This window comes from Pseudoalteromonas sp. Ld20, assembly GCF_045064175.1.
GTDB classification, from domain to species: domain Bacteria; phylum Pseudomonadota; class Gammaproteobacteria; order Enterobacterales; family Alteromonadaceae; genus Pseudoalteromonas; species Pseudoalteromonas neustonica.
The window spans coordinates 108249-128542 of sequence record NZ_JBISHB010000032.1; the positions used below are offsets into that span (position 1 = coordinate 108249).

At 39.8% G+C, this 20294-nt stretch carries 17 protein-coding genes; 14 read left to right on the forward strand and 3 right to left on the reverse strand.

Going from position 1 to position 20294, the window contains the following annotated elements; genetic code table 11:
* Positions 1-5 precede the first annotated feature (5 nt).
* Positions 6-314 carry a hypothetical protein gene (locus ACJJVX_RS08530; protein ID WP_405631052.1) on the forward strand — a complete coding sequence of 103 codons (309 nt, stop codon included), beginning with the start codon at positions 6-8 and terminating at the stop codon, positions 312-314.
* Complete coding sequence (gene rimI, locus ACJJVX_RS08535; RefSeq protein WP_054204214.1) at positions 301-762, forward strand: ribosomal protein S18-alanine N-acetyltransferase; 462 nt, start codon at positions 301-303, stop codon at positions 760-762. The genes ACJJVX_RS08530 and rimI overlap by 14 nt, the downstream gene beginning before the upstream one ends.
* On the opposite strand, the gene ACJJVX_RS08540 is transcribed toward rimI, so the two are convergent.
* Positions 748-3426 carry an ATP-binding protein gene (locus ACJJVX_RS08540; RefSeq protein WP_054204213.1) on the reverse strand — a complete coding sequence of 893 codons (2679 nt, stop codon included), beginning with the start codon at positions 3424-3426 and terminating at the stop codon, positions 748-750. The two genes, rimI and ACJJVX_RS08540, sit on opposite strands and share 15 nt — an antisense overlap.
* Positions 3427-3688: 262 nt before the next feature.
* Between ACJJVX_RS08540 and prfC the strand changes: the two genes are divergently transcribed.
* From prfC to ACJJVX_RS08560, 4 genes are all read left to right on the forward strand, one after another.
* Entirely contained in the window at positions 3689-5272 is a 1584-nt protein-coding gene (gene prfC, locus ACJJVX_RS08545) for a peptide chain release factor 3 (protein WP_054204212.1), read from the forward strand.
* Positions 5273-5326: 54 nt separating this feature from the next.
* Positions 5327-7069: an arginine--tRNA ligase gene (argS, locus tag ACJJVX_RS08550; protein ID WP_054204211.1), complete on the forward strand. Its 1743-nt coding sequence runs from the start codon at positions 5327-5329 to the stop codon at positions 7067-7069.
* A gap of 456 nt (positions 7070-7525) precedes the next feature.
* A complete protein-coding gene (gene pdxH / locus ACJJVX_RS08555; protein WP_054204210.1) occupies positions 7526-8164 on the forward strand; it encodes a pyridoxamine 5'-phosphate oxidase in 639 nt (212 codons plus the stop codon).
* 6 nt (positions 8165-8170) lie between these two features.
* Positions 8171-8944 carry a TatD family hydrolase gene (locus ACJJVX_RS08560; protein WP_405631056.1) on the forward strand — a complete coding sequence of 258 codons (774 nt, stop codon included), beginning with the start codon at positions 8171-8173 and terminating at the stop codon, positions 8942-8944.
* Here ACJJVX_RS08560 and ACJJVX_RS08565 read toward each other — a convergent pair.
* Complete coding sequence (locus ACJJVX_RS08565; RefSeq protein WP_054204208.1) at positions 8911-9531, reverse strand: AhpA/YtjB family protein; 621 nt, start codon at positions 9529-9531, stop codon at positions 8911-8913. The genes ACJJVX_RS08560 and ACJJVX_RS08565 overlap by 34 nt on opposite strands.
* A 133-nt stretch (positions 9532-9664) precedes the next feature.
* Between ACJJVX_RS08565 and serB the strand changes: the two genes are divergently transcribed.
* Positions 9665-10687: a phosphoserine phosphatase SerB gene (serB, locus tag ACJJVX_RS08570; protein WP_405631058.1), complete on the forward strand. Its 1023-nt coding sequence runs from the start codon at positions 9665-9667 to the stop codon at positions 10685-10687.
* Here the strand turns inward: serB and ACJJVX_RS08575 are convergent.
* Positions 10671-13157, reverse strand: a complete 2487-nt coding sequence (locus ACJJVX_RS08575; RefSeq protein ID WP_405631060.1) for a PilZ domain-containing protein — start codon at positions 13155-13157, stop codon at positions 10671-10673. The two genes, serB and ACJJVX_RS08575, sit on opposite strands and share 17 nt — an antisense overlap.
* A 379-nt stretch (positions 13158-13536) precedes the next feature.
* On the opposite strand from ACJJVX_RS08575, the gene radA reads away from it, so the two are divergent.
* From radA to ACJJVX_RS08610, 7 genes are all read left to right on the forward strand, one after another.
* Positions 13537-14922 carry a DNA repair protein RadA gene (gene radA, locus ACJJVX_RS08580; RefSeq protein WP_054204205.1) on the forward strand — a complete coding sequence of 462 codons (1386 nt, stop codon included), beginning with the start codon at positions 13537-13539 and terminating at the stop codon, positions 14920-14922.
* Between the two features lie 100 nt (positions 14923-15022).
* Complete coding sequence (locus tag ACJJVX_RS08585; protein ID WP_054454854.1) at positions 15023-15955, forward strand: hypothetical protein; 933 nt, start codon at positions 15023-15025, stop codon at positions 15953-15955.
* 483 nt (positions 15956-16438) lie between these two features.
* Complete coding sequence (locus ACJJVX_RS08590) at positions 16439-16780, forward strand: hypothetical protein (protein ID WP_405631063.1); 342 nt, start codon at positions 16439-16441, stop codon at positions 16778-16780.
* 164 nt (positions 16781-16944) lie between these two features.
* Positions 16945-17397, forward strand: coding sequence for a hypothetical protein (locus ACJJVX_RS08595; RefSeq protein WP_054456181.1), 453 nt, complete (start codon positions 16945-16947; stop codon positions 17395-17397).
* Positions 17398-17536: 139 nt separating this feature from the next.
* Entirely contained in the window at positions 17537-18514 is a 978-nt protein-coding gene (locus ACJJVX_RS08600; RefSeq protein WP_054456183.1) for an alpha/beta fold hydrolase, read from the forward strand.
* Positions 18515-18881: 367 nt separating this feature from the next.
* Entirely contained in the window at positions 18882-19856 is a 975-nt protein-coding gene (locus tag ACJJVX_RS08605) for a transposase (RefSeq protein ID WP_405631066.1), read from the forward strand.
* Positions 19857-20181: 325 nt separating this feature from the next.
* Positions 20182-20294 (forward strand): helix-turn-helix domain-containing protein (locus tag ACJJVX_RS08610; protein WP_405631068.1); only part of this gene is annotated, 113 nt, incomplete at its 3' end.

Below are 20294 nucleotides of genomic sequence, written 5' to 3' on the forward strand. Positions count from 1 at the left end.
TTGTTATGCATCCACGATACGCAGCTATTTTTGGTATAGAAAACCTTGAACTAAATCAACATTTTCGTCCACAGTCTATTGTTGAGCAATTTCCTGATCAAACAATGACGGCACCACAGGTAACTCTAGAGTTAAATCAAAAGCTGTTAGCAGATCTAAATCGTGCTATTGCACCAGAGCAAATTAAGCACGTAGTGCAAAGTGATACGCTAGCATGGCATGAAGGCCAACTGAGTTTACCAAATAAACAGCTTAGTGCTGATAATAAACGCGCGCTATGGGCGCTGATGAGCATACACCTTGATAACCTTTGAATCTGTTACTGAATCATCTATTGACGCGCTAATGCGTGTTGAGAGTGCATGTCACAGCCATCCGTGGACTGTTAACACAATGAAATCATGTTTAGCTGGGCGCTACTTTAATTTAGCCGCGTTTAGTGAACAACAAATGATTGGTTTTTACATTGGTGAAAAAGCAGGACCTGACTTTACCTTAATGGATATTTGCGTAGCACCTGATTTTCAGGGGAAAGGCATAGCAAAGCAGTTACTTACAGCATTTATTGAATATGGCGAAAAGCACAACGCTGAAAACTTATTCTTAGAAGTACGCGAAACCAACACCCGTGCAATTAACTTGTATGAACGGGCAGGCTTTAGTGAGATGTCAGTACGTAAAAATTACTACCCAAGTGATGACCCAGCAAAAAATGGTCATGAAGATGCAATACTAATGGGGCTCACTTTACTCTTTGGGTGATTTAGCTTGTTGTATCGTATATTTAATTGCTTCAATTAAACTCAATGCCAAATAGTCACGACGACTATGATCGCGCCCTCGCAAGTTATCCTCAAGAGTCGCAGCACCATGATGAATATTACTAAACCCAAAGCACCCAGCACTGCCTTTTAAGTTGTGTGCTAGTGCCCTGAGTTGATCCCATTCACCTGAATTATATAAATCCGTCACTTCAACTAGGTAATCAGGTAGTTTAGAGCGATAGTTTTCATTTATCTGTTGAAACTTATCGCTGTTGAGCAAGCTATCCCATTTGCTTTGACTGTCTTTTTCTATGTGTAAATAACTAACGAGTACGCTTTCAAGCGCATCTTTGTCGATAGGTTTTGCTAGTGCTTCATCGCAACCTGCTTTGAGGTAGGTGTCAACATCATGCTTCATTACATTCGCAGTAAGCGCAATAATAGGACCATCGTAAGCGGCGTGACGTAGCATTTGTGTGGCTTCTAAACCACCCATCACAGGCATTTGCATGTCCATAATAATGAGCTGATAGTCATTCACTAACGCCATTTCGACAGCTTCAGCTCCATTTTTTGCGATATCAGGCTCAAGCCCCCATGTTTGTAGTAATAACTTAATTAGCACTTGGTTATCAGGGTTATCTTCAGCAACAAGGATATTGGCATCAAAGCTATTAGCTGCAAAGGAAAGCTGCTGGTCTTTAGTGGGGGTTAGTTGCTCTATTGCTGTTAGCATTGCATGGGCATGCTCTGCATTTTCATCAAGGTGGCAGGCTATTTGAATGCAAAATCGACTGCCTTTACCCGGTTCACTTTCTAAATGAACATCACCGCCAAGTAATTGTGCTAAATTTTTGGAAATACATAACCCGAGACCAGTACCGCCAAAACGCCGCGTAGTCGTTGCATCGGCTTGTTCAAATGGTTTAAAGACTCGTTCAACTTCATGCTCTGACATGCCAATGCCGGTATCTTCAATTGCAAATTCAATAAATTGTTTATCTTCGAGGTATTTAATATCGAGGGTTATTTGTCCTTGCTCAGTAAATTTTACGGCATTACTGGCAATATTAATCAGAATTTGCTTTAAGCGAGTCGCATCGCTATAGATTGTTTGCGGTAAAGGTAATGTGTAATTTATTTCAAAAGTGAGCTGTTTCTCTTGCGCTAACGGGCGAATAATCGAATCTATATCATGGACTAATTCAACAACAGACAGCGGCTCACGTTCAACGGCTAGTTTTTCAGCTTCAATTTTTGATAAATCTAAAATATTATTAATTAGCTCAAGTAAGTGCTTTGAGTTACGTAAAATCGTGCTTAAATGCAATTCATCATTAACTGCTTTTTTTGTATGTAGCAGTTGCTCTGTAAAACCCATAATCGCAGTTAGTGGTGTGCGAATTTCATGACTCATATTCGCTAAAAAACGGCTCTTTAATTGGTTGGCTTGTTCCGCTTGTGCAATAGCCCCTTCAAGCTGGCTATTCATTGTTTCAAGCGCTTTAGTACGGCTCTCAACTTTATCTTCAAGGTGGTGCTTGTATTCTTTTAATTCATCTTGATAATGACGGATTTGGTTGATCATATGATTAAAATCATTAAATAAAACACCAACTTCATCATTGTTGTGTGCTGGTAAGTAAACTGATAAATCACCATCGCCAACGCGATGGCTCGCCGCACCTAGTTGCTCAATGGGATTGAGTAATAAGTTACGCACTACAATAAAAATAAGCAGTGGTAGCGTAACCACCGAAATAATTACAATTAAAGCTGTGATCAGGCTAATGGCTCTACCCGACTGATAAAGCAGTGCTTTTGGGATAGTCGATACGTAATAATAACCGCCACTCATTTGCACGGCATAAATCATTCGTTCAACCTTATCGATACTGGAGAGCTCTATGGTGGAGAGTTTACCTAAATCAGCTAATTCATGAATTTGTTTTAACTCATACTCACTGATGTAATTACCCCGTTTGTCATAATCTGAACTAAATAAAATTTTACCGTCGTTAGTTAATAATAAATTAAGTGTGTTGTTATAGGGGGCTTCTAAAATACTGGTATTTAAAATTGACGGCTCAACATGAACAATAATAAAACCTAATTGCTGAGGACGCTTTAAGTAATAATCAGCACTAAAAATGCGTTGGATGAAATACAAGCTGGTGGTGCCATCTTTTTTTTGCACCATAAACTGTTGTTGGCCTAAATTACTTTGTAATACTTGATCGAAAAAAGGGTAGCTGTCAGGAGCTATATTTAAACTACTAGAGTAATACGCGTCACTTTTACCATTTGGGGAAACTAAATTTACACTAATAATGTCTGGGTACGCTTCAGAATAACTGGCAAATACGTCCATTAATGCGCCCAAACGACGTGTGTAATTACCATTATAGCGAAGGTCGTCAGCGAGAAAGTCGCTTAAAACAGGGGAGGTTGACAGTAATTTTGTGGTGGAATGAAAGGAGTCAATGTAGTTGAACATTTTTTGCTGTTGTTGTTCTACAAAACGGCTCACGATAAGTTCAGCTTGTTTTTGTGTTGAACTAGTGACGTTAGTGAGCGTAAAGCCCCCTAAAAACAGTAACGGTAAGATCACCAACGGCGTGATATACCATAATAATCGTATGCTTAGCTTACTGGTTTTCATGCCCAAACAAAATATCCTCCATGTAATCCATCAATAGTATGCGCTAGTGTAAAATTACACAAGTTTAGCGCGTTGACTGCACCTACGTGCTTGGTGCAATTTGAAACAAAGTTATCAGCTAATTACTTACAATCGTTGCTTTTTTGGCTAAGGTAAACAAGGTATAATGCGGGTAATTCTATTTTATATTTACAGTGCGCAAAAAAGACCTTTGCTTAGGTTTGTTTTTAGTTGCGCCTTGTTCTGACTTAAAGCGGCTTACATGTCTAATTTATTAAACGAAATCAATACGCGACGTACGTTCGCAATCATCTCGCATCCAGATGCGGGTAAAACGACCATCACTGAAAAAGTGTTGTTGTTCGGACAAGCAATTCAAAAAGCCGGTACGGTAAAGGGTCGCGGTTCAAATCAACATGCTAAATCTGACTGGATGGAGATGGAAAAAGAGCGTGGTATCTCTGTAACCACTTCTGTAATGCAATTTCCGTTTAATAAAGCACTTGTTAATTTACTTGATACCCCAGGGCACGAAGACTTCTCTGAAGATACTTATCGTACCTTAACGGCTGTGGATTCATGTTTAATGGTTATCGATGCAGCTAAAGGTGTTGAAGCCCGAACTCGTAAATTAATGGAAGTAACACGCCTTCGTACCACGCCAATTGTTACCTTTATGAATAAATGTGACCGCGACATCCGTGATCCTATGGAGTTACTTGATGAAGTTGAAACAGAGCTAAATATTGCGTGTGCACCTATTACATGGCCGATTGGCTGCGGTAAAGAGTTTAAAGGTGTTTATCATATTCATCGTGGCGAAACCTTGTTATATAAAACAGGGCAAGGTCATATGATTCAAGAAGTGCGCAGTATTAAAGGGCTAGATAACCCTGAACTTGATGATGCAATTGGTGAAGAGTTAGCTGCGCAATTGCGCGATGAACTTGAGCTTGTGATTGGTGCATCAAATGAGTTTGATTTAGATCTTTTCTTAGCCGGTGAATTATCACCTGTGTATTTTGGTACAGCACTTGGTAACTTTGGTGTTGATCATGTTTTGACAGGTCTGACTGAATGGGCACCAACGCCATTGCCGCGCGAAACGGAAGACCGCACAGTTGTTGCAAGTGAAGAAAACTTCACAGGTTTTGTATTTAAAATTCAAGCAAACATGGATCCAAAACACCGCGACCGTATTGCATTCATGCGTATTGTATCGGGTAAATACAGCCAAGGCATGAAAATGAATCATGTGCGTATAGGTAAGCAGGTAAGCATTTCAGATGCCGTAACTTTTATGGCAGGTGACCGTGAGCGTGCAGCTGACGCCTACGCTGGTGACATCATTGGCCTACATAACCACGGTACGATTCAAATTGGTGATACTTTCACACAAGGTGAAAAACTTAAATTTACTGGTATACCAAACTTTGCACCTGAGTTATTCCGTCGTATTCGTCTGCGCGATCCATTAAAGCAAAAGCAATTATTAAAAGGCTTAGTGCAGCTATCTGAAGAAGGTGCAGTACAAGTATTTAGACCTCTCATTAATAACGATTTAATTGTTGGTGCTGTAGGTATATTGCAGTTTGATGTAGTAGTAGCGCGTTTAAAAGCCGAATACAACGTTGATGCTATTTACGAAAGTGTTAATGTAAATACGGCTCGTTGGGTGAGTTGTGATGATGTTAAAAAGTTTGAAGACTTTAAGCGTAAATGTGAAAGCAACCTAGCGCTAGATGGTGGCGATAATTTAACTTACATTGCCCCAAGTCGTGTAAATCTTAACTTATCGACTGAACGCTACCCAGAAGTGACGTTTAACCACACGCGTGAAAACTAAACAAAAATTCAATTTAAAGCCTGCAATAGCGGGCTGGTAAAGGTAATAAATTACATGAACATTCGTACGCTATTGATTGAAAAAGCCATCGCGGCAATGACGGGGGCAGGCTTACCTGCAGATACCAACCCTGCAGTCACACAAAGCACCCGCCCACAATTTGGTGATTACCAAATCAATGGTGCAATGGGCGCAGCTAAAAAAATGAAAAGCAACCCGCGCGAGCTTGCACAAAAAATAATAGATCATTTAGATGTAAGTGATATTGCAGAAAAAACGGAGATCGCGGGTCCTGGTTTTATTAATATTCACTTAAAGCCTGAGTTTTTAGCGCAAAGTTTAAAAGCGGCAAATCAAGATGAAAAACTGGCTGTTGCAGAGCATGCACAGCCACAAAAAGTTGTGGTTGATTACTCATCTCCTAACTTAGCTAAAGAAATGCACGTAGGGCATTTACGTTCAACGATCATTGGTGATGCAGTAGTACGTGCGCTTGAGTTTCGTGGTGACACTGTTATTCGCCAAAATCACATGGGCGATTGGGGTACGCAGTTTGGTATGTTGATTGCGCATTTAGAAGATCAAATAAGCCAAGGTGTTGATCTTGATACCGTTGCGTTAGCTGATTTAGAAACTTTCTATCGCGATGCTAAAAAGCGTTTTGACGACGAAGAAGGTTTTGCCGATAAAGCCCGTGACTACGTAGTAAAACTACAAGGCGGTGACGCTCATTGTGAAAAACTGTGGAAGCTGTTTATCGCAACATCTGTAAAGCATTCTGAAGAAGTTTATAAACGCTTAAATGTAACGCTTACGCCAGACGATATAATGGCTGAAAGCGCTTATAACAGTGAGCTTAATAACATTATTGCGTTATTAAAAGATAAAAATATTGCGGTTGAGTCACAAGGCGCACAGGTAGTTTTTTTAGATGAGCTGGCAAATAAAGATGGTGAGCCATCTGTATTTATCGTACAAAAATCAGGTGGCGGTTTCTTATACGCAACCACCGATTTAGCAGCTTGTGATTACCGTTCAAACAAGTTGGGTGCAGCACGTATCCTAATTTTTGTTGATGCACGCCAAAGCTTACACTTTAATCAAGTAGAGCTTACAGCACGCAAAGCCGGTTTACTTCGTGATGAGACTAGCTACGAATTTTGCCCTTTCGGCACCATGATGGGTGAAGATGGCAAACCATTTAAAACCCGTACTGGTGGCACAGTAAAATTAGCCGATTTACTTGAAGAATCAATTGTTCGTGCAACAGCAAAACTTGCTGAGCGTGAATCAGATTTAAGCGACGCTGAGCGCAGTGAAATAGCCCGTAAAGTTGGTATTGGCGCAGTTAAATACGCTGATTTATCTAAAAATCGTACCAGTGATTATATTTTCAACTGGGATACCATGCTCAGCTTTGAAGGCGCAACTGCACCTTACTTACAATACGCTTATACTCGCGTACGTAGCATTTTCCGTAAATCAGGTGTAGATGCTGCAAACCTAAATGCTGAAATAGCCATTGTTGAGCAGCAAGAAAAAGCCCTAGCACTTAAATTGCTACAATTAGAAGAAGTGCTTGATCAAATGATCAATGAGGCAACACCGCACGTATTGTGTAGTTACTTATACGAGCTTGCTAGCCTATACATGACATTCTATGAAGCCTGCCCAGTACTTAAAGAAGGTGTAGAGCCAAGTGTACGCGACAGCCGTTTAGTGTTGTGTAATTTAGTGGCAGATACACTGCGTACAGGGTTGGATCTGTTAGGCATTGAAGTCATGGAGCAAATGTAACCACCGTCGTATTTTAACCTAATACTGCGTTGTCCACTCGATTGACCCTAATTACATACAACACGTATGCTCATAGGGCTCAATCGAATGTCCGCCTTGTTTTAGGCTAAATTACTTAGGTGGATTCTGCTGCTTGTAGGTTGGGTTGAGTGTTACGAAACCCAAAAATGCTAAGTCACATACCAGATACGTATGCTCCTTGGCATAAATAAACTCATTGCCTTGCTAGCGCTCCTACACTTGCAGATAATTTTAGGTGCTAGGTGCTAGGTGCTAGGTGTAGCTTGACACTGAGCTGCAATTGCTTAATTTTGTAGCTGATAGCTGATAGCTGATAGCTGATAGCTGATAGCTGATAGCTGATAGCTGATAGCTGATAGCTGATAGCTGATAGCTGATAGCTGATAGCTGATAGCTGATAGCTGATAGCTGATAGCTGATAAAGAAGGATTTGATATGAAACTCGAAGATATTCGTCGTGAATACTTACAAGATGGTTTAAGCGAAGATAACTTGCTTGATTGTCCATTTAAACAGTTTGAAAAGTGGCTCGATAATGCTGTAACGGCTAATTTATCAGATCCTACAGCTATGGTCGTGGCGACGGTTGATGAAACAGGGCAACCATCGCAACGCATTGTATTGTTAAAGCATCTTGATGATGACGGTTTTGTATTTTTTACCAATACCGGCTCACGTAAAGCACAAGAGCTAAAAGGTAATAACAAAATATCATTGCATTTCCCGTGGCACACCATGGAACGCCAAGTGATTGTATACGGTGAAGCTAAACCATTGCCAACCGCAGCGGTTGCCAAGTACTTTTTATCACGCCCTAAAGAGAGTCAGCTTGCTGCATGGGCGTCTGCACAAAGTCGGCCTGTGTCATCACGAAAAGTATTAATGGAAACCTTTGCGAATATGAAAAATAAATTTGCGAAAGGTCAGATCCCTTTACCTGATTTTTGGGGCGGATACTGTGTTGTGCCAACTAAAATAGAGTTTTGGCAAGGCGGGGCGCATCGCTTGCACGATCGCTTTATGTATCAACGCCAAGCTGACAACAGCTGGCAAGTAACGCGTTTAAACCCATAACCAGTTATGGCGTTTATTGATTCCCACTGCCACTTAGATTTTGCTGAATTTGACGCCACGCGCGAACAACTCATTCGGCAAAGTTTAGAACTGGGAATTAATCATTTTATTGTGCCGGGTGTTAGCTTGGCACAATCTTATTCACTCACCTCTTTTGCTAAACAATACCCGAGCGTATACATTGCCATTGGTTTGCACCCTTATTTTATGGCTGAACACCGTGATGAGCATTTAGATGAACTTAACAAACTGGCTCACAAGCATAAAGATCAGTTAGTCGCTATTGGTGAATGTGGGATCGATCGTAGTATCGAAAATATAGCAAAGCAAACACAAATATTTGAATATCAAATTGAACTTGCTAATCAACTGGAACTCCCACTGATTGTACATCATCGGCAAAGTCATGATTTAATTGCGCAATCATTTAAGCGCTGTAAGCCTAAATTCGGTGGTGTTATTCATGCTTTTTCAGGCTCATTACAACAAGCAAATTCATACATTAAATTGGGCTTTAAACTTGGGGTAGGCGGGGTAATTACGTATGAGCGCGCGCAAAAAACACGTCACGTTATTGCTCAAATAGCGCCAGAGCATTTATTACTTGAAACGGATGCACCATCAATGCCGCTTGCGGGCTTTCAGGGGCAGCACAATACACCACTGCAATTACCATTAGTGTTTGAACAGCTTTGTCAGTTAAAACAAGTCACATCATTAAATAGGAATGATCTAAAACAACGCCTTTATGACTCGTGCTCAGCACTTTTTCGAATATAACGATTAACCTGCCAACGTTTTAAACCGCGCCCTAGTTGCCATGTAAAAATACAGGTTATAACCAGCATCAATAATACTTGGCGGCCTAAGTCATGAAAGTGGCTGTGGCTTTGTGCTATCGATGATCGCGTTAAATACGTAATGGATACAAAGCCAAGGGGGCGGTCATCATCGCTAATAACTGGTTCAACAAAGGGGGTTTTAAGTTTACTTATACCGGGAGTGGAATCTGGTAATTTACCTAATAAATGATGCGTTTGCCAATTAGCGCTGTTTGCAATAAGCACTCCTTGGTGATCATAAATCATTGCCGCAAGCACAAATTCGTCCTTACTAATATTATTGCAAAGCGCGTTTAGTGCGGGTTTATTTTTTTCAAGTAATGGAGTTTTTGCATTAAGTGCCATGAAGCGAGTTAAGCTTTTAGCGGTACTGTCGGCGCTGTCATAAAGTAACTGATGGCTTTGAAAACTACTATTTATTGCAACCCAGCTCAACAGTAAAAAACATGCAGCAGCCAGACTCAAACGAACTAAGCGTTGCCTTTGAGATGCAGAAATAGGGTTTTTAAGATGGTTATTTTTCATAGTCACCGCTTGCGCTGCTGACAGCTTTTGCTTTTGATGTTACAACTAAGCCTAACTATAACCTTAAATCCCCCTCAATGGCGAATTTACTCTTAAGTCGCAGTTGAGACATTAGTATCATTATGGAGTCATCATGACATTGGAGCGCTTTGCGACCCTAACATCTGAGCAAGTGGCAATGCAGTTTTCGTTAGGACAATGGTATCGCGATCAGGGTGCGTTAGTAGAACAAACCAGCGCAGTGATTAATTCACAGGGAACATTCAGTATCGCCTTTGCAGGTAATTTTGATGGGCAAAAGCTCGTTAGTATTGCGGCTTTCTTAACTCAACATGGCTTTATTGTTAGTGCTGTATGTCGTTACCAGCCTGATCAAAAATTAACGCCTGCATGGTGCTTTTATAGTGATAAAAGCCAATTGACCATTAACCCGTTGTTATTAAATGAGTTTGCTCATCCGTTAGGTTTTCAGCTAGTACAAGTTAGCAAGCCACCTAGCTTAATACAGCCTGGTTTATTGGTTATGGATATGGATTCAACTGCTATTACTATTGAATGCATTGATGAAATAGCGCGCCTTGCAAATGTGTACGATGATGTTGCGGCGGTAACAGCGCAAGCAATGGCTGGAAAGTTAGATTTTAGCGAAAGCTTACATCAGCGCGTTGCCAAACTTACAGGTATTAAACAAAGCTTAATTGATGAACTTAAAAATAATTTACCTTTAATGCCCGGCATTCAAGCGCTATGCAAAGTGCTAAAACAACATAACTGGTATTTAGCAATTGCCTCTGGTGGTTTTGTGCCTTTTGCAGAGCAAGTACAAAGCATACTTGATTTGGATGAAGTGCATGCCAACGTATTGGAGTTTAAAGATAATCAGCTCACCGGCAAAGTACTTGGAACTATTGTTGATGCACAGCAAAAAGCGGTGGTGTTGACTAAACTACAACAGCAATTAAATTTGCCTGTACAGCAAACGGTTGCCATTGGCGATGGCGCGAATGACTTAACCATGATGGCTGCGGCAGGTTTAGGTGTAGCAGTACATGGTAAGCCAAAGGTGGTTGAGCAAGCTCAAGCTGCAATTTGCCAAGGATCGCTATTACAAATATTATACCTTTTGACGATCCCTGAGTTTAAGTTAAACGCTTAAGCCAAATTTGTTTGCGCTTATTCATTTGCTCTATTAGCTCAGCTGTAAAATCCAAGTGGCTGAGCGTTTCATCAGTTACATCTACCATGTCGCCAACACCTGCAACTGACCATAGCGCTTCCTCAAGATCTTTAGCTTTATGAAGCGCATATTGGCTCACGTATTTAAGCTCGTTTGATAAGTAATCTGTATCAGGGCGGCCAGTGCGAGAAATATATAAACGCATAACGAATACTAATTCAGATTTTAAGCCTTTCTTTAAAAATAAGTGCAAAGGTGAAAAGTTATCATCAGCAACACACTGGCTTTTAACGGCTTCTTGAAGTGTCGATTTTTTAGGGTCAAAGCGAATAAACAGCGTAAATTGTAGCGGGGGATCTTGGCGACTACGATCTTTAATTAACGGAGTAATAATATCGGTAATTTGCTCTGTTGATAAAAAGGGATCAATTGTTGTGGTGTCATTAAGCAAACCGTAATTTTGTAAAATAGTATGCAGTGAGCTTGGATATAGCCCATGACCAATTGCCCCTGTTTTGAAGTGCGCGGCTTCTTTATGCAAATAAAATGGGAATTGGCATACACTTTTAGTGACCATGTTTCTAAGCGCTGTAGACAAACCTGGAATTTTTGGCGCTTCTTCAGATATTTTTAGCTTATCTTTATTATTTTCAATTAACTGCGTGAAAAACTTTACACCCATATGCGGTAAATCAGCTATCCGCGTTGCTTTTAAATTAATTGTAGTAAGCGACTTACTCACAGCCATAACTTCATATTTCAATGCTGAAAGTTGGTATTTTTTAGTGATCTTTTGCAGCTCAGGCATGCTTAATTCAACAACATCACCTTTATTAAAGCTAACGGGTTGCTGGCACTCAATCTGTAGTCCCATGACCGAAAAATCGCGACTATGCGCTGTATAAACTTGCTCATCAGGCAAAGTGATCAAGATATCTGTTTTATAAAGGTAGCGCTTATGTGCGCGTAAATTTACATATTCTAAATCAACGGTTTCGAGCTTTGGCGGCGCTTTATGCTTACCATGACCAAAGCGCTTTAACTGATTTACCAAGCTTTTGTCATAACTAAAAGTTTGATAATGCGTTTGCTCAGCTTTAGTCCCTACAGACGTTAAAATCACTAAGTACTTAACGTCTTTCACCATCCCTTGCACGCGAGGAGTGGGGGGCTTATTTAATTTTTCGATGTCTTTGCCAGCGGTATTTGGCAAACTTAAAGGGATAAATGAATCATCGGGATGACTGGGCATCAGCTGTACTTTAAAGCATTGCCAGCTTTCTTTTTGACTGCCAAAACCAAAGAACAGCTGTTTTAATTCAGGTTCAGTGGCAAGCTCTGAGCGGGTTGCTGAATAATAATAAACTTTACCGCCAACAACATGGGTAAACGTATATAAATATTCTTCTTTTACTGGAGATGGGTCACTCAGTAATAAGTTTATCCGTTGTTGATTTAATATTGTGTATAAACAAGATAGTTTTCGCTCATCGCAGAAATAGCGCTGGATAAAAATATTATTTTCAGTGGTAAGCACTAAACTCGGGTATATTTTATCATCATGCTGGCTGAAGAAAGTAAATAAAGAAGTAACACGGGGAATATAATATTGCTCATAACCTTTAGATACAACAGCATCTAAAGTGTTATCTAAATTTACTTTATAGCGGCGTTTATTTCCATGGATAAAGCTTTCTAAGAATCCATCAAACTTTTCATTATTTTCAACAAATGTTCTTTTTAGGCGAATATGGTTAAAGTCAGCAGAAACTTTTTCAACGGCAACAACTTCGTATTGAATACCATTTTTTAAACCAAGTTCAAAATCTTGCTCAAGACCAACTAGCCGTAAGCCAAGTATTTGTCCTCGTTTGACATGGTAGCGAGGTGCGAGTTTTATTTTGGCGCCGCTTAACGATATATCAGACGTCGTGGCCGCAACCGTATTGCTTTTTTCAAGCTCAACAGTGATTTTAATTGAGTAATTCATCCGCTCTTCGCGGCGGCTCTCATAGGATGCAAACTTGATAACCTGACAATCAAAGTTCTGCTCTTCTTGATGCTCTGGCTGCTGGGCTAATTGTGCCGCTTTTTTTTGCATCACCCGATGGTTATTATCAGTATTCATTACGGCTTCATAAACAGCAAGCGTATAACCACCATGTCGTTCAATTGCTTTTTCAAACACTTCTATGGCTGTTTCATCCATAAAGTGCTGTTTACCTTCATATTCAAAAGGTTTTACTTGGCCTGTTACTTGGCCTCGTAAATCAATAAACCGGGCGATTGGTTGCGAAAGGCGAGACATTTCCATCTTGATCAAAAATTGCTCAGGCTTGGTTAAGCCCGCGGTTTTCGATTTAAAGATCGAGTCAAATTTGGAGTTACCTAAATATGATTTAAGTTCATCAACTAAACTTTCATATTTAAATAGTATGTCATCAGTCATTTATAAAACCATCACCGTCTATTCTAAAAAGTTGGTATACTATTGCGTTATAAATACGTTTATCTTAATGCATTATTACGACAATTTAAGTGTAGCGAGTATCCATCTTTAAGTTTTTATTATTATGAGATTGCCAAATTAATGACTGTTACTTCCAATTGCTTTAGTAACAAAATACTAAAGCAAAAAGCGTGCCCTAAAGCAAAAGTAACAAAATAGCTTTAATTATACTCCGATTGTGGCGCTGAATTGCGCTATTGGCAAGGGCAATGTTCGATGTTAAGGCAACGAAATAGTAAAATAAGCACCTAATCATAAATGAGTTTACTCAATATGCTTAGGGAGAATGAGCAAAAAGTTAGCAAAGTAGGCACTGTAAATGGCAAAAGCGGCAAAAATAGAATTTGTTTGTACCGAGTGCGGTATGAATTACCAGCGTTGGCAGGGGCAATGCCGTTGTGGGGCATGGAATACCTTAGCTGAATTCAAACCCTCTGCAGGGCAAAGTAAAAAAGCAGCTACACGAGCAGTTGTGGGTGGTTACGCTGGTGGTGTTGGTGGTGGCTCTAAAAAAATTAATGACATAACAACCACAGAGGCCGAAAAACAACTTACCGGTATTGGCGAGCTTGATCGTGTGTTATCGGGTGGTGTTACCACCGGCTCTGTAAATATTATCTCTGGCGACCCTGGGGCTGGTAAAACAACATTATTATCTGACTTAGTTGCGCGCATGTCACAGCGCATGCCTTCGCTATACTGTACCGCAGAAGAGTCACTGTCACAGTTTAAAAATCGTGTTAACCGCTTAAAGCTTGATTACAACCCTGATGAACTGTACTTATTATCAGAAACCAGTGTTGAAACCATTATCGAAGAGCTTGAAAAAAATAAGATTAAGTTTGCTGTTATCGACTCAATTCAAGCGGTTGTGACCGATAACGCAAATGGCAGCCCGGGTTCTCCATCACAAGTAAAAAGTGCCGCCCAAGCGTTAACACAATACTGCAAGCAAAACGACGTTACTATGTTTATCATTGCCCACGTTAATAAAAATAACGAAATTGCAGGCCCGCAAACACTAGTTCATATTGTTGATGCATTACTGCATATAGACACAAACGATGGTCAAATACGTACCTTGCGCGCGAATAAAAACCGTTTTGGCGACATTGATACCGTGGGTATTTTTAGAATGTGCGAACGCGGCATGTTGAGCGTTGATAACCCTAGTGAAATATTTTTATCAGGTTCTAGTACTGACTCCCCTGGTTCAACGATCACCTGTATCCGTAAAGGCAATCGTAATCTGTTACTCGAAATACAATGCTTAACTACTGAAACAGAGGCCGAGTTTCCGCAGCGAGTATGTGTTGGTTTGAATATGAATCGGATTAAAATGCTGACCGGTATTTTACGTAAGCACACTAAAACAAAGATATTTCACGATACGTTTTTTAACATTGTTGGTGGCCTACGCATCGATGAAACAGAAACCTGTATTGATTTAGCGCTAGTAACAGCATTACTCAGCAGCTTAAATGAGTTTGTTGTGCCGCGTACCACTTGCATAATGGGCGAGCTGAGTTTAAATGGTGATGTACGCCCAATAGACAGTGGCGTGCCCCGCGTTAAAGAAGCTGCCCAGCATGGTTTTACCGAAATATTTATTCCATTTCGCAATTACCATAAATCAATGGAAGGGCTGGGCGCTAAAATAACGCCAGTAAAAACAGTGCACGAATTACTTAGTTTAATAAATTAAGAGGGTATTTTTGTTACAATTACCAATAACGTCAGCTTACTTATAAATGCTATTGTAAGCACAAATTAATGATTAAAAAGAACAGTAATAAGGAAATAAAATGAAAAAATTAGCGATTGTTGCAGCTGTTGTTGCACTAGCTGTGGGTGGTGCAAGCTACGCAAACTATGCGCTTACCAAAGAAGTAAAAACAGAAGTAGATCGTCAGCTTGCTTTATTAGCTAAGCAAACAGGTTCAACTGCAACCTATGAAACATTATCAGCAAGTGTGTTTTCACAAAGTGTTGAATTATCAGGTGTTGAAATCAAAGGTTTTGATAACGAAAATATTGCGCAAATAAGCAGTATTACAGTTGCAGGTTACGAGGTTGATAAAATAGCACCGCGTACAGAGCTGTCATTAAAAGGCTTTAAATTTAGCGATGCGTTTGTAGCGCAACTACCAAATGATGCAAATAACCAACTTGCCTCAGCAAGTTACGATTTACACACGCTAATGAACTACGACGAAAACTCTGGCGACAGCGATATTGCTTTTTCGCTCAACGCAAACCAGATTGTTGCGCTTAACTTTGATCTAGGTTTAGCTAAATCAAAAGCACTAATGGAAGCTTCACTAGCAATGGGTAAAATGCAACAAGCGCAAGGCACACAGGCATTGCCGCTTGAGCAGCAATTACAGCAACAAACTTTATTAATGCAAGCTATCTCAGAACTTGAGCCTCGTAGTATTGAAATTAAACTTAATAACGAAGGCGAGTTTAAAGCCCTTGTTGAACAAGTATTAAGCAAGCAAGGCATGACGCTAGAACAAATGCAGCAAATGGTTGAAATGCAGCTACAGCAAGCCCCTGTTAGTGACGAGCTTGCACAGGCAATTAGAGACTTCACACAAGGTTTAGGTTCATTAACAGTGTCAGCCAGTTTACCCGCAGGGCAAACAATGACAGAGATTAATCAGCAAATATTTACTTTGATGGGCCAACCAAACGAGCTAGCAGAGTTTATAAATTTAAAAGCTAAGGGCGACTAAAAGCTGTTAGCTATCAGCCGTAAGCTGTCAGTTTAAGACAGAGATAGTTTTGAGTTGTTTGAAAGCGTGAGTATATCTCGCGCTTTTTTGTTTACTTGAGGGACTAGGTTTTAGGCGCTAGGTACTAGGAAAAACCAGAGCAGTTTGGCGTTAAATTAATCATCGTAGATTGTGACTGAGAGCAACGAAAGCCAAAGCTGAAAGAGTAAAGCTGAGTGATAGTTTCAAGGTGGAAACCGACGTTGGTATAGGTTTAGGATAGTAACTTATTGAATAATAAAGCTGTTGTTTGCTCCCATATTCAGGAAAATGAGCGACATGCGTATATTGTTTCATTTAGCTTTGCTTAAAGGTAATAGAAAACTTAGTGATGGCAATATCTTAGTTAATTTGTTAAAAATAGATTTATAAATACATAAGCGTGGCATCGGCAGAAAGATCCGCCCTTCGCGCACTATAAAATTGTTATGCACTAAAAACACTATGAAGAACTATCACGATGTAGAAGAGTTCGATCTCTTAGCAAAGGTCTACTTAATAGAAACTGAATTTGGTGGTCGCCAAGGTGCAGTTCATGATGGTTATCGGGGGCAATTTTTCTGGCACATCAATGATGTAAATTGCAGTGATTGGGATGCTTCCTATATTTTCGAATCTGGCCAGGTAAACCCTGGAGAGGAATCAAATTGCAAAGTGGTGTTGTCAGAGAACGTTAAAAAATACTCTAAAGGTGTTTTCCCTACTGAGCGCCAATTCGGTATAAGAGAGGGCTCAAAAATTATAGCTGTAGGTGTAATCCTTGAGAGCAATGTACAAAATGCATAACAAGGCCATCTTGCATCGCCCCAGCAAAAAGACGCTGGGGCTGGACAGTCTTTCGCTACGGCCTTTTGTGCGTGGCTACGCCATTGTCGCACAAAAGGCCTCCACTCAAGCCTGCCGCAAATGGCGGCGTTAAGCAGTTATCGTTATCCCAATTAGGAAAAGTTATGAGTAAGCAGAAACGACTCCCAAATGGGATGCCTATAAATTCGATAAAAAACGTTTATATAAATGAACTTGAACGGCATTCTAATCAGTTAATAGGTGAAATTAAACTATTCCTAGTTGAGCAAATTCCATCGGACGTCACTAAAGCGACGGTAGAGGTTTTCCCTGATGAATATGGCGACGGTTATATTTCTATAGGTTTATATCTTGATAGTCCAAATGGCGCTAAACATGTTGCATTTGCTGAATATGTAAACGACTTGCCTTTGATAGATGTTCAGAGTTATGAAGAAGAGTTTAGCATTCCAGACTTAGTCGTTGATTATGTAAAGCAGTGGTTTTCTGAGTGTTGGTGGAAAGCTTGTGGTTGGGATTATAATATTTCCGTTGAATTATATGGTCACGAAGGGTTTGGAAACGGTAATTCAATTAAACTTACAAGAAACTGCTAGCAAGGCATTTAAACGGAACTAAAACAGTGGGTTACGTTCCGCTTCGCTACACAGTATAACCAACAATTTTAGTCCGCTTAATATGGGCGTTAGCTGCCTAAGTAGAGTCCCGTGAATAACTTAATGTGTTGTATTAAAAATGAAGAATGAAATTAAACTAATTTTCTATATTGTTTTTGCTGTGCTTGTATCTGGCTGCACTTCAATTGGGAGCTACATAATATCAAATCCTGATGTTTATCTATCAGAGGCTGAATTTATCAAAGCTGAGCCTGAAGAAATCGGTTTCACAAAACATGAATTTTGTTCACATACCACAAAAGAGTGTATTCCATATTTAACAGCGCCTCCTTACCTTTCTGAGGATTTTCCGTCGGGTAGTTCTGTTTATTACAACCTTCACGCAATAGGCAATGGAGTAGAAAATACGATATCTCATACAATGACACCTGATACATTTAATCGTTTAAAGGGAACTGCTCTATTGCTGCATGGATATGGAGGTAGTAAAGAGGTTATGATGGCTACGGCGATCTATTTTAGAGCTCTCGGCATGAACGTGGTCATCCCTGATTTATTTGGTCATGGCGAATCAAATGAAAAGTTTGCTTTTGGTACGAGGGAACATCAAGCGCTTTCCCAACTCCTCAGTAAATTGACAAATAAAAGAGAAAATAAAGAATTAACTGTTGTTGTTGGACACTCAATGGGAACTTTAGCTGCAAGTAACTTATTGTCATCTGATCATGTAGATGCAGCTATTTTACTAGCCCCTATGATGAGATTCGACCTTGCAGCAAAAGAATATTTACCAAATAAAGCTCCTATGTTAAACAGTATGTTTTCTGATCACGTACATGAAATTGTTACTCAGACAATGGAAGATGCATCAGTTACATTAGAAGACACAGATTTATTAATTAATTTAAATGAAAGCAGTAAACCAACCTTGTTAGTAAACTCAAATATTGATTCGGTTTCACCACCGGATTACTTTTCGTCCGTTAAAAATAAACAGATAACAAAATTTACATTTGAAAATCGCGCTCATTCAAGCTTGATGGTCTTCAATAAAGAAGACTCCAGTAAAATAGAAAAATGGCTATTTGAGCTTTAAATTATTACAGTGGCAGCTAACAAGCTGTTAAACAAGGACTAAATATAGTTGGCTTTTGCTCCGTCGTCGCTAATTTTAGCCAACTTATGTGGACTCCCTCTTGTCAACAACAAAAACTTTTAACACAAAGAAATAAATGCATACTTATGTACGAGCTCTAAACTGAGAAGCTATCTCTGGCTCTTTGATATTTACGCGAACTGGTTGTCAAATCTATAAAGCGAGCTAAAAGCTCTTAGTTGGCTACTGACTAAACCAGTTGATTTTTATCTTCGTTAGGAAACAACGATGACACCCATCCTAAAGTTTGTATTTTTTATATTTTGCACTAACTTTGAGTTAGTGCAAAATATAATCTGGGTGTCACATGGCAATTGCAAGAAGGCGTCAAGTAAGTTTGGTTGATACAAAGTATTATCACTGTATTTCACGTTGCGTTCGTCGTGCTTTCTTGTGCGGGGAAGACCGTTTTACAGGCCAGTCTTTTGAGCATCGCAGAGGCTGGGTTGAAGATAAGCTACTCACATTGGCGAAGGCATTTTGCATTGATGTGTGTGCCTATGCAGTCATGAGTAACCACACTCATTTAGTCCTGTATGTAGATGATAAAAAAGCGAATCGGCTAAATGATAAAGCGATTGTTATTCGCTGGCATAAGCTCTGTAAAGGCACGTTACTGACGCAAAAGTATGTGCAGGGTGAGAAACTAAGTAAAACTGAACTTATCTTTTTTAATCAAACAGTAAAACAATACCGTGAACGGCTAGCAAGTATTAGCTGGTTTATGCGATTATTAAATGAAGACATTGCGCGTAAAGCCAATAAGGAAGATAACTGTACAGGCCGATTCTGGGAAGGGCGCTTTAAATCCCAAGCATTATTAGATGAAGCCGCACTCGCCGCCTGTATGGCCTATGTAGATTTAAACCCAATCAGAGCAAAAATGGCACAAACACCGGAAACATCTGACCACACCAGCGTACAAAAACGCATTGAAAGCGCAACAGAGGGCAAGCAACCAAAACAACTATTACGCTTTGCAGGCATGCCACGTCAAATCATGCCAAAAGGGTTACCATTTGAGCTTAAATCGTACCTTGAACTGGTTGAATTAACAGGGCGTTGTATAAGAGAAGGCAAACGCGGGTATATTGAAAGCACACATTTACCTTTACTAGAAAGAGTAAATATCTCCCCAGAAAATTGGTTAAAACTGACCACGCAATTTACACGCGTATTTCATGGCGCAGTAGGTAGGACGACCTCACAAGAGAGTTACTGTGAACACTTGAGCAGAAAACGGCGTAGCAACGTCAGTAACAGCGAAAAGCTGCTGGCATAAAGTTAAAAGTCCTCAGTAAAAAGTTAAAACTGCAATTATGCAGTTATTATTATGCGCGTAATTTAGGCTTTAGAGTACTAATAACTTATTTAATGGATGGAATGAAAGCAACCCATTAATAAAAAGTAAATTCATAACCTAAAAAGTATATCTAGTGGGATATTGATGTTGGCTCAATTAGAATGGCTGTCTAATTTGTTGCGTTTGTCAACCCGAATTCATTATGCAAGTGCACCACTGACCATAACCCACCAATAAATATGACATTCTGAAATATTTGCTAATGTAGTAAGTGCGACCAAACTCATTATCGAGGGAATTCAGAATGTCTTACGAACATCTTAACAGTTTCGAACGAAAAGCTATCTACTATCGATTCAATAGTGGCGAAAGCTGCCGATCCATTGGTAAGCTATTAAATCGACACCATACAACTAT

Bases quoted from the DNA above. Each gene is read 5' to 3' on its own strand.
- ACJJVX_RS08530 (WP_405631052.1), top strand. From the start codon at position 6: ATGCATCCACGATACGCAGCTATTTTTGGTATAGAAAACCTTGAACTA.
- ACJJVX_RS08540 (WP_054204213.1), bottom strand. From the start codon at position 3,426: ATGAAAACCAGTAAGCTAAGCATACGATTATTATGGTATATCACGCCG.
- prfC (WP_054204212.1), top strand. From the start codon at position 3,689: ATGTCTAATTTATTAAACGAAATCAATACGCGACGTACGTTCGCAATC.
- argS (WP_054204211.1), top strand. From the start codon at position 5,327: ATGAACATTCGTACGCTATTGATTGAAAAAGCCATCGCGGCAATGACG.
- pdxH (WP_054204210.1), top strand. From the start codon at position 7,526: ATGAAACTCGAAGATATTCGTCGTGAATACTTACAAGATGGTTTAAGC.
- ACJJVX_RS08560 (WP_405631056.1), top strand. From the start codon at position 8,171: ATGGCGTTTATTGATTCCCACTGCCACTTAGATTTTGCTGAATTTGAC.
- ACJJVX_RS08565 (WP_054204208.1), bottom strand. From the start codon at position 9,531: ATGAAAAATAACCATCTTAAAAACCCTATTTCTGCATCTCAAAGGCAA.
- serB (WP_405631058.1), top strand. From the start codon at position 9,665: ATGACATTGGAGCGCTTTGCGACCCTAACATCTGAGCAAGTGGCAATG.
- ACJJVX_RS08575 (WP_405631060.1), bottom strand. From the start codon at position 13,157: ATGACTGATGACATACTATTTAAATATGAAAGTTTAGTTGATGAACTT.
- radA (WP_054204205.1), top strand. From the start codon at position 13,537: ATGGCAAAAGCGGCAAAAATAGAATTTGTTTGTACCGAGTGCGGTATG.
- ACJJVX_RS08585 (WP_054454854.1), top strand. From the start codon at position 15,023: ATGAAAAAATTAGCGATTGTTGCAGCTGTTGTTGCACTAGCTGTGGGT.
- ACJJVX_RS08590 (WP_405631063.1), top strand. From the start codon at position 16,439: ATGAAGAACTATCACGATGTAGAAGAGTTCGATCTCTTAGCAAAGGTC.
- ACJJVX_RS08595 (WP_054456181.1), top strand. From the start codon at position 16,945: ATGAGTAAGCAGAAACGACTCCCAAATGGGATGCCTATAAATTCGATA.
- ACJJVX_RS08600 (WP_054456183.1), top strand. From the start codon at position 17,537: ATGAAGAATGAAATTAAACTAATTTTCTATATTGTTTTTGCTGTGCTT.
- ACJJVX_RS08605 (WP_405631066.1), top strand. From the start codon at position 18,882: ATGGCAATTGCAAGAAGGCGTCAAGTAAGTTTGGTTGATACAAAGTAT.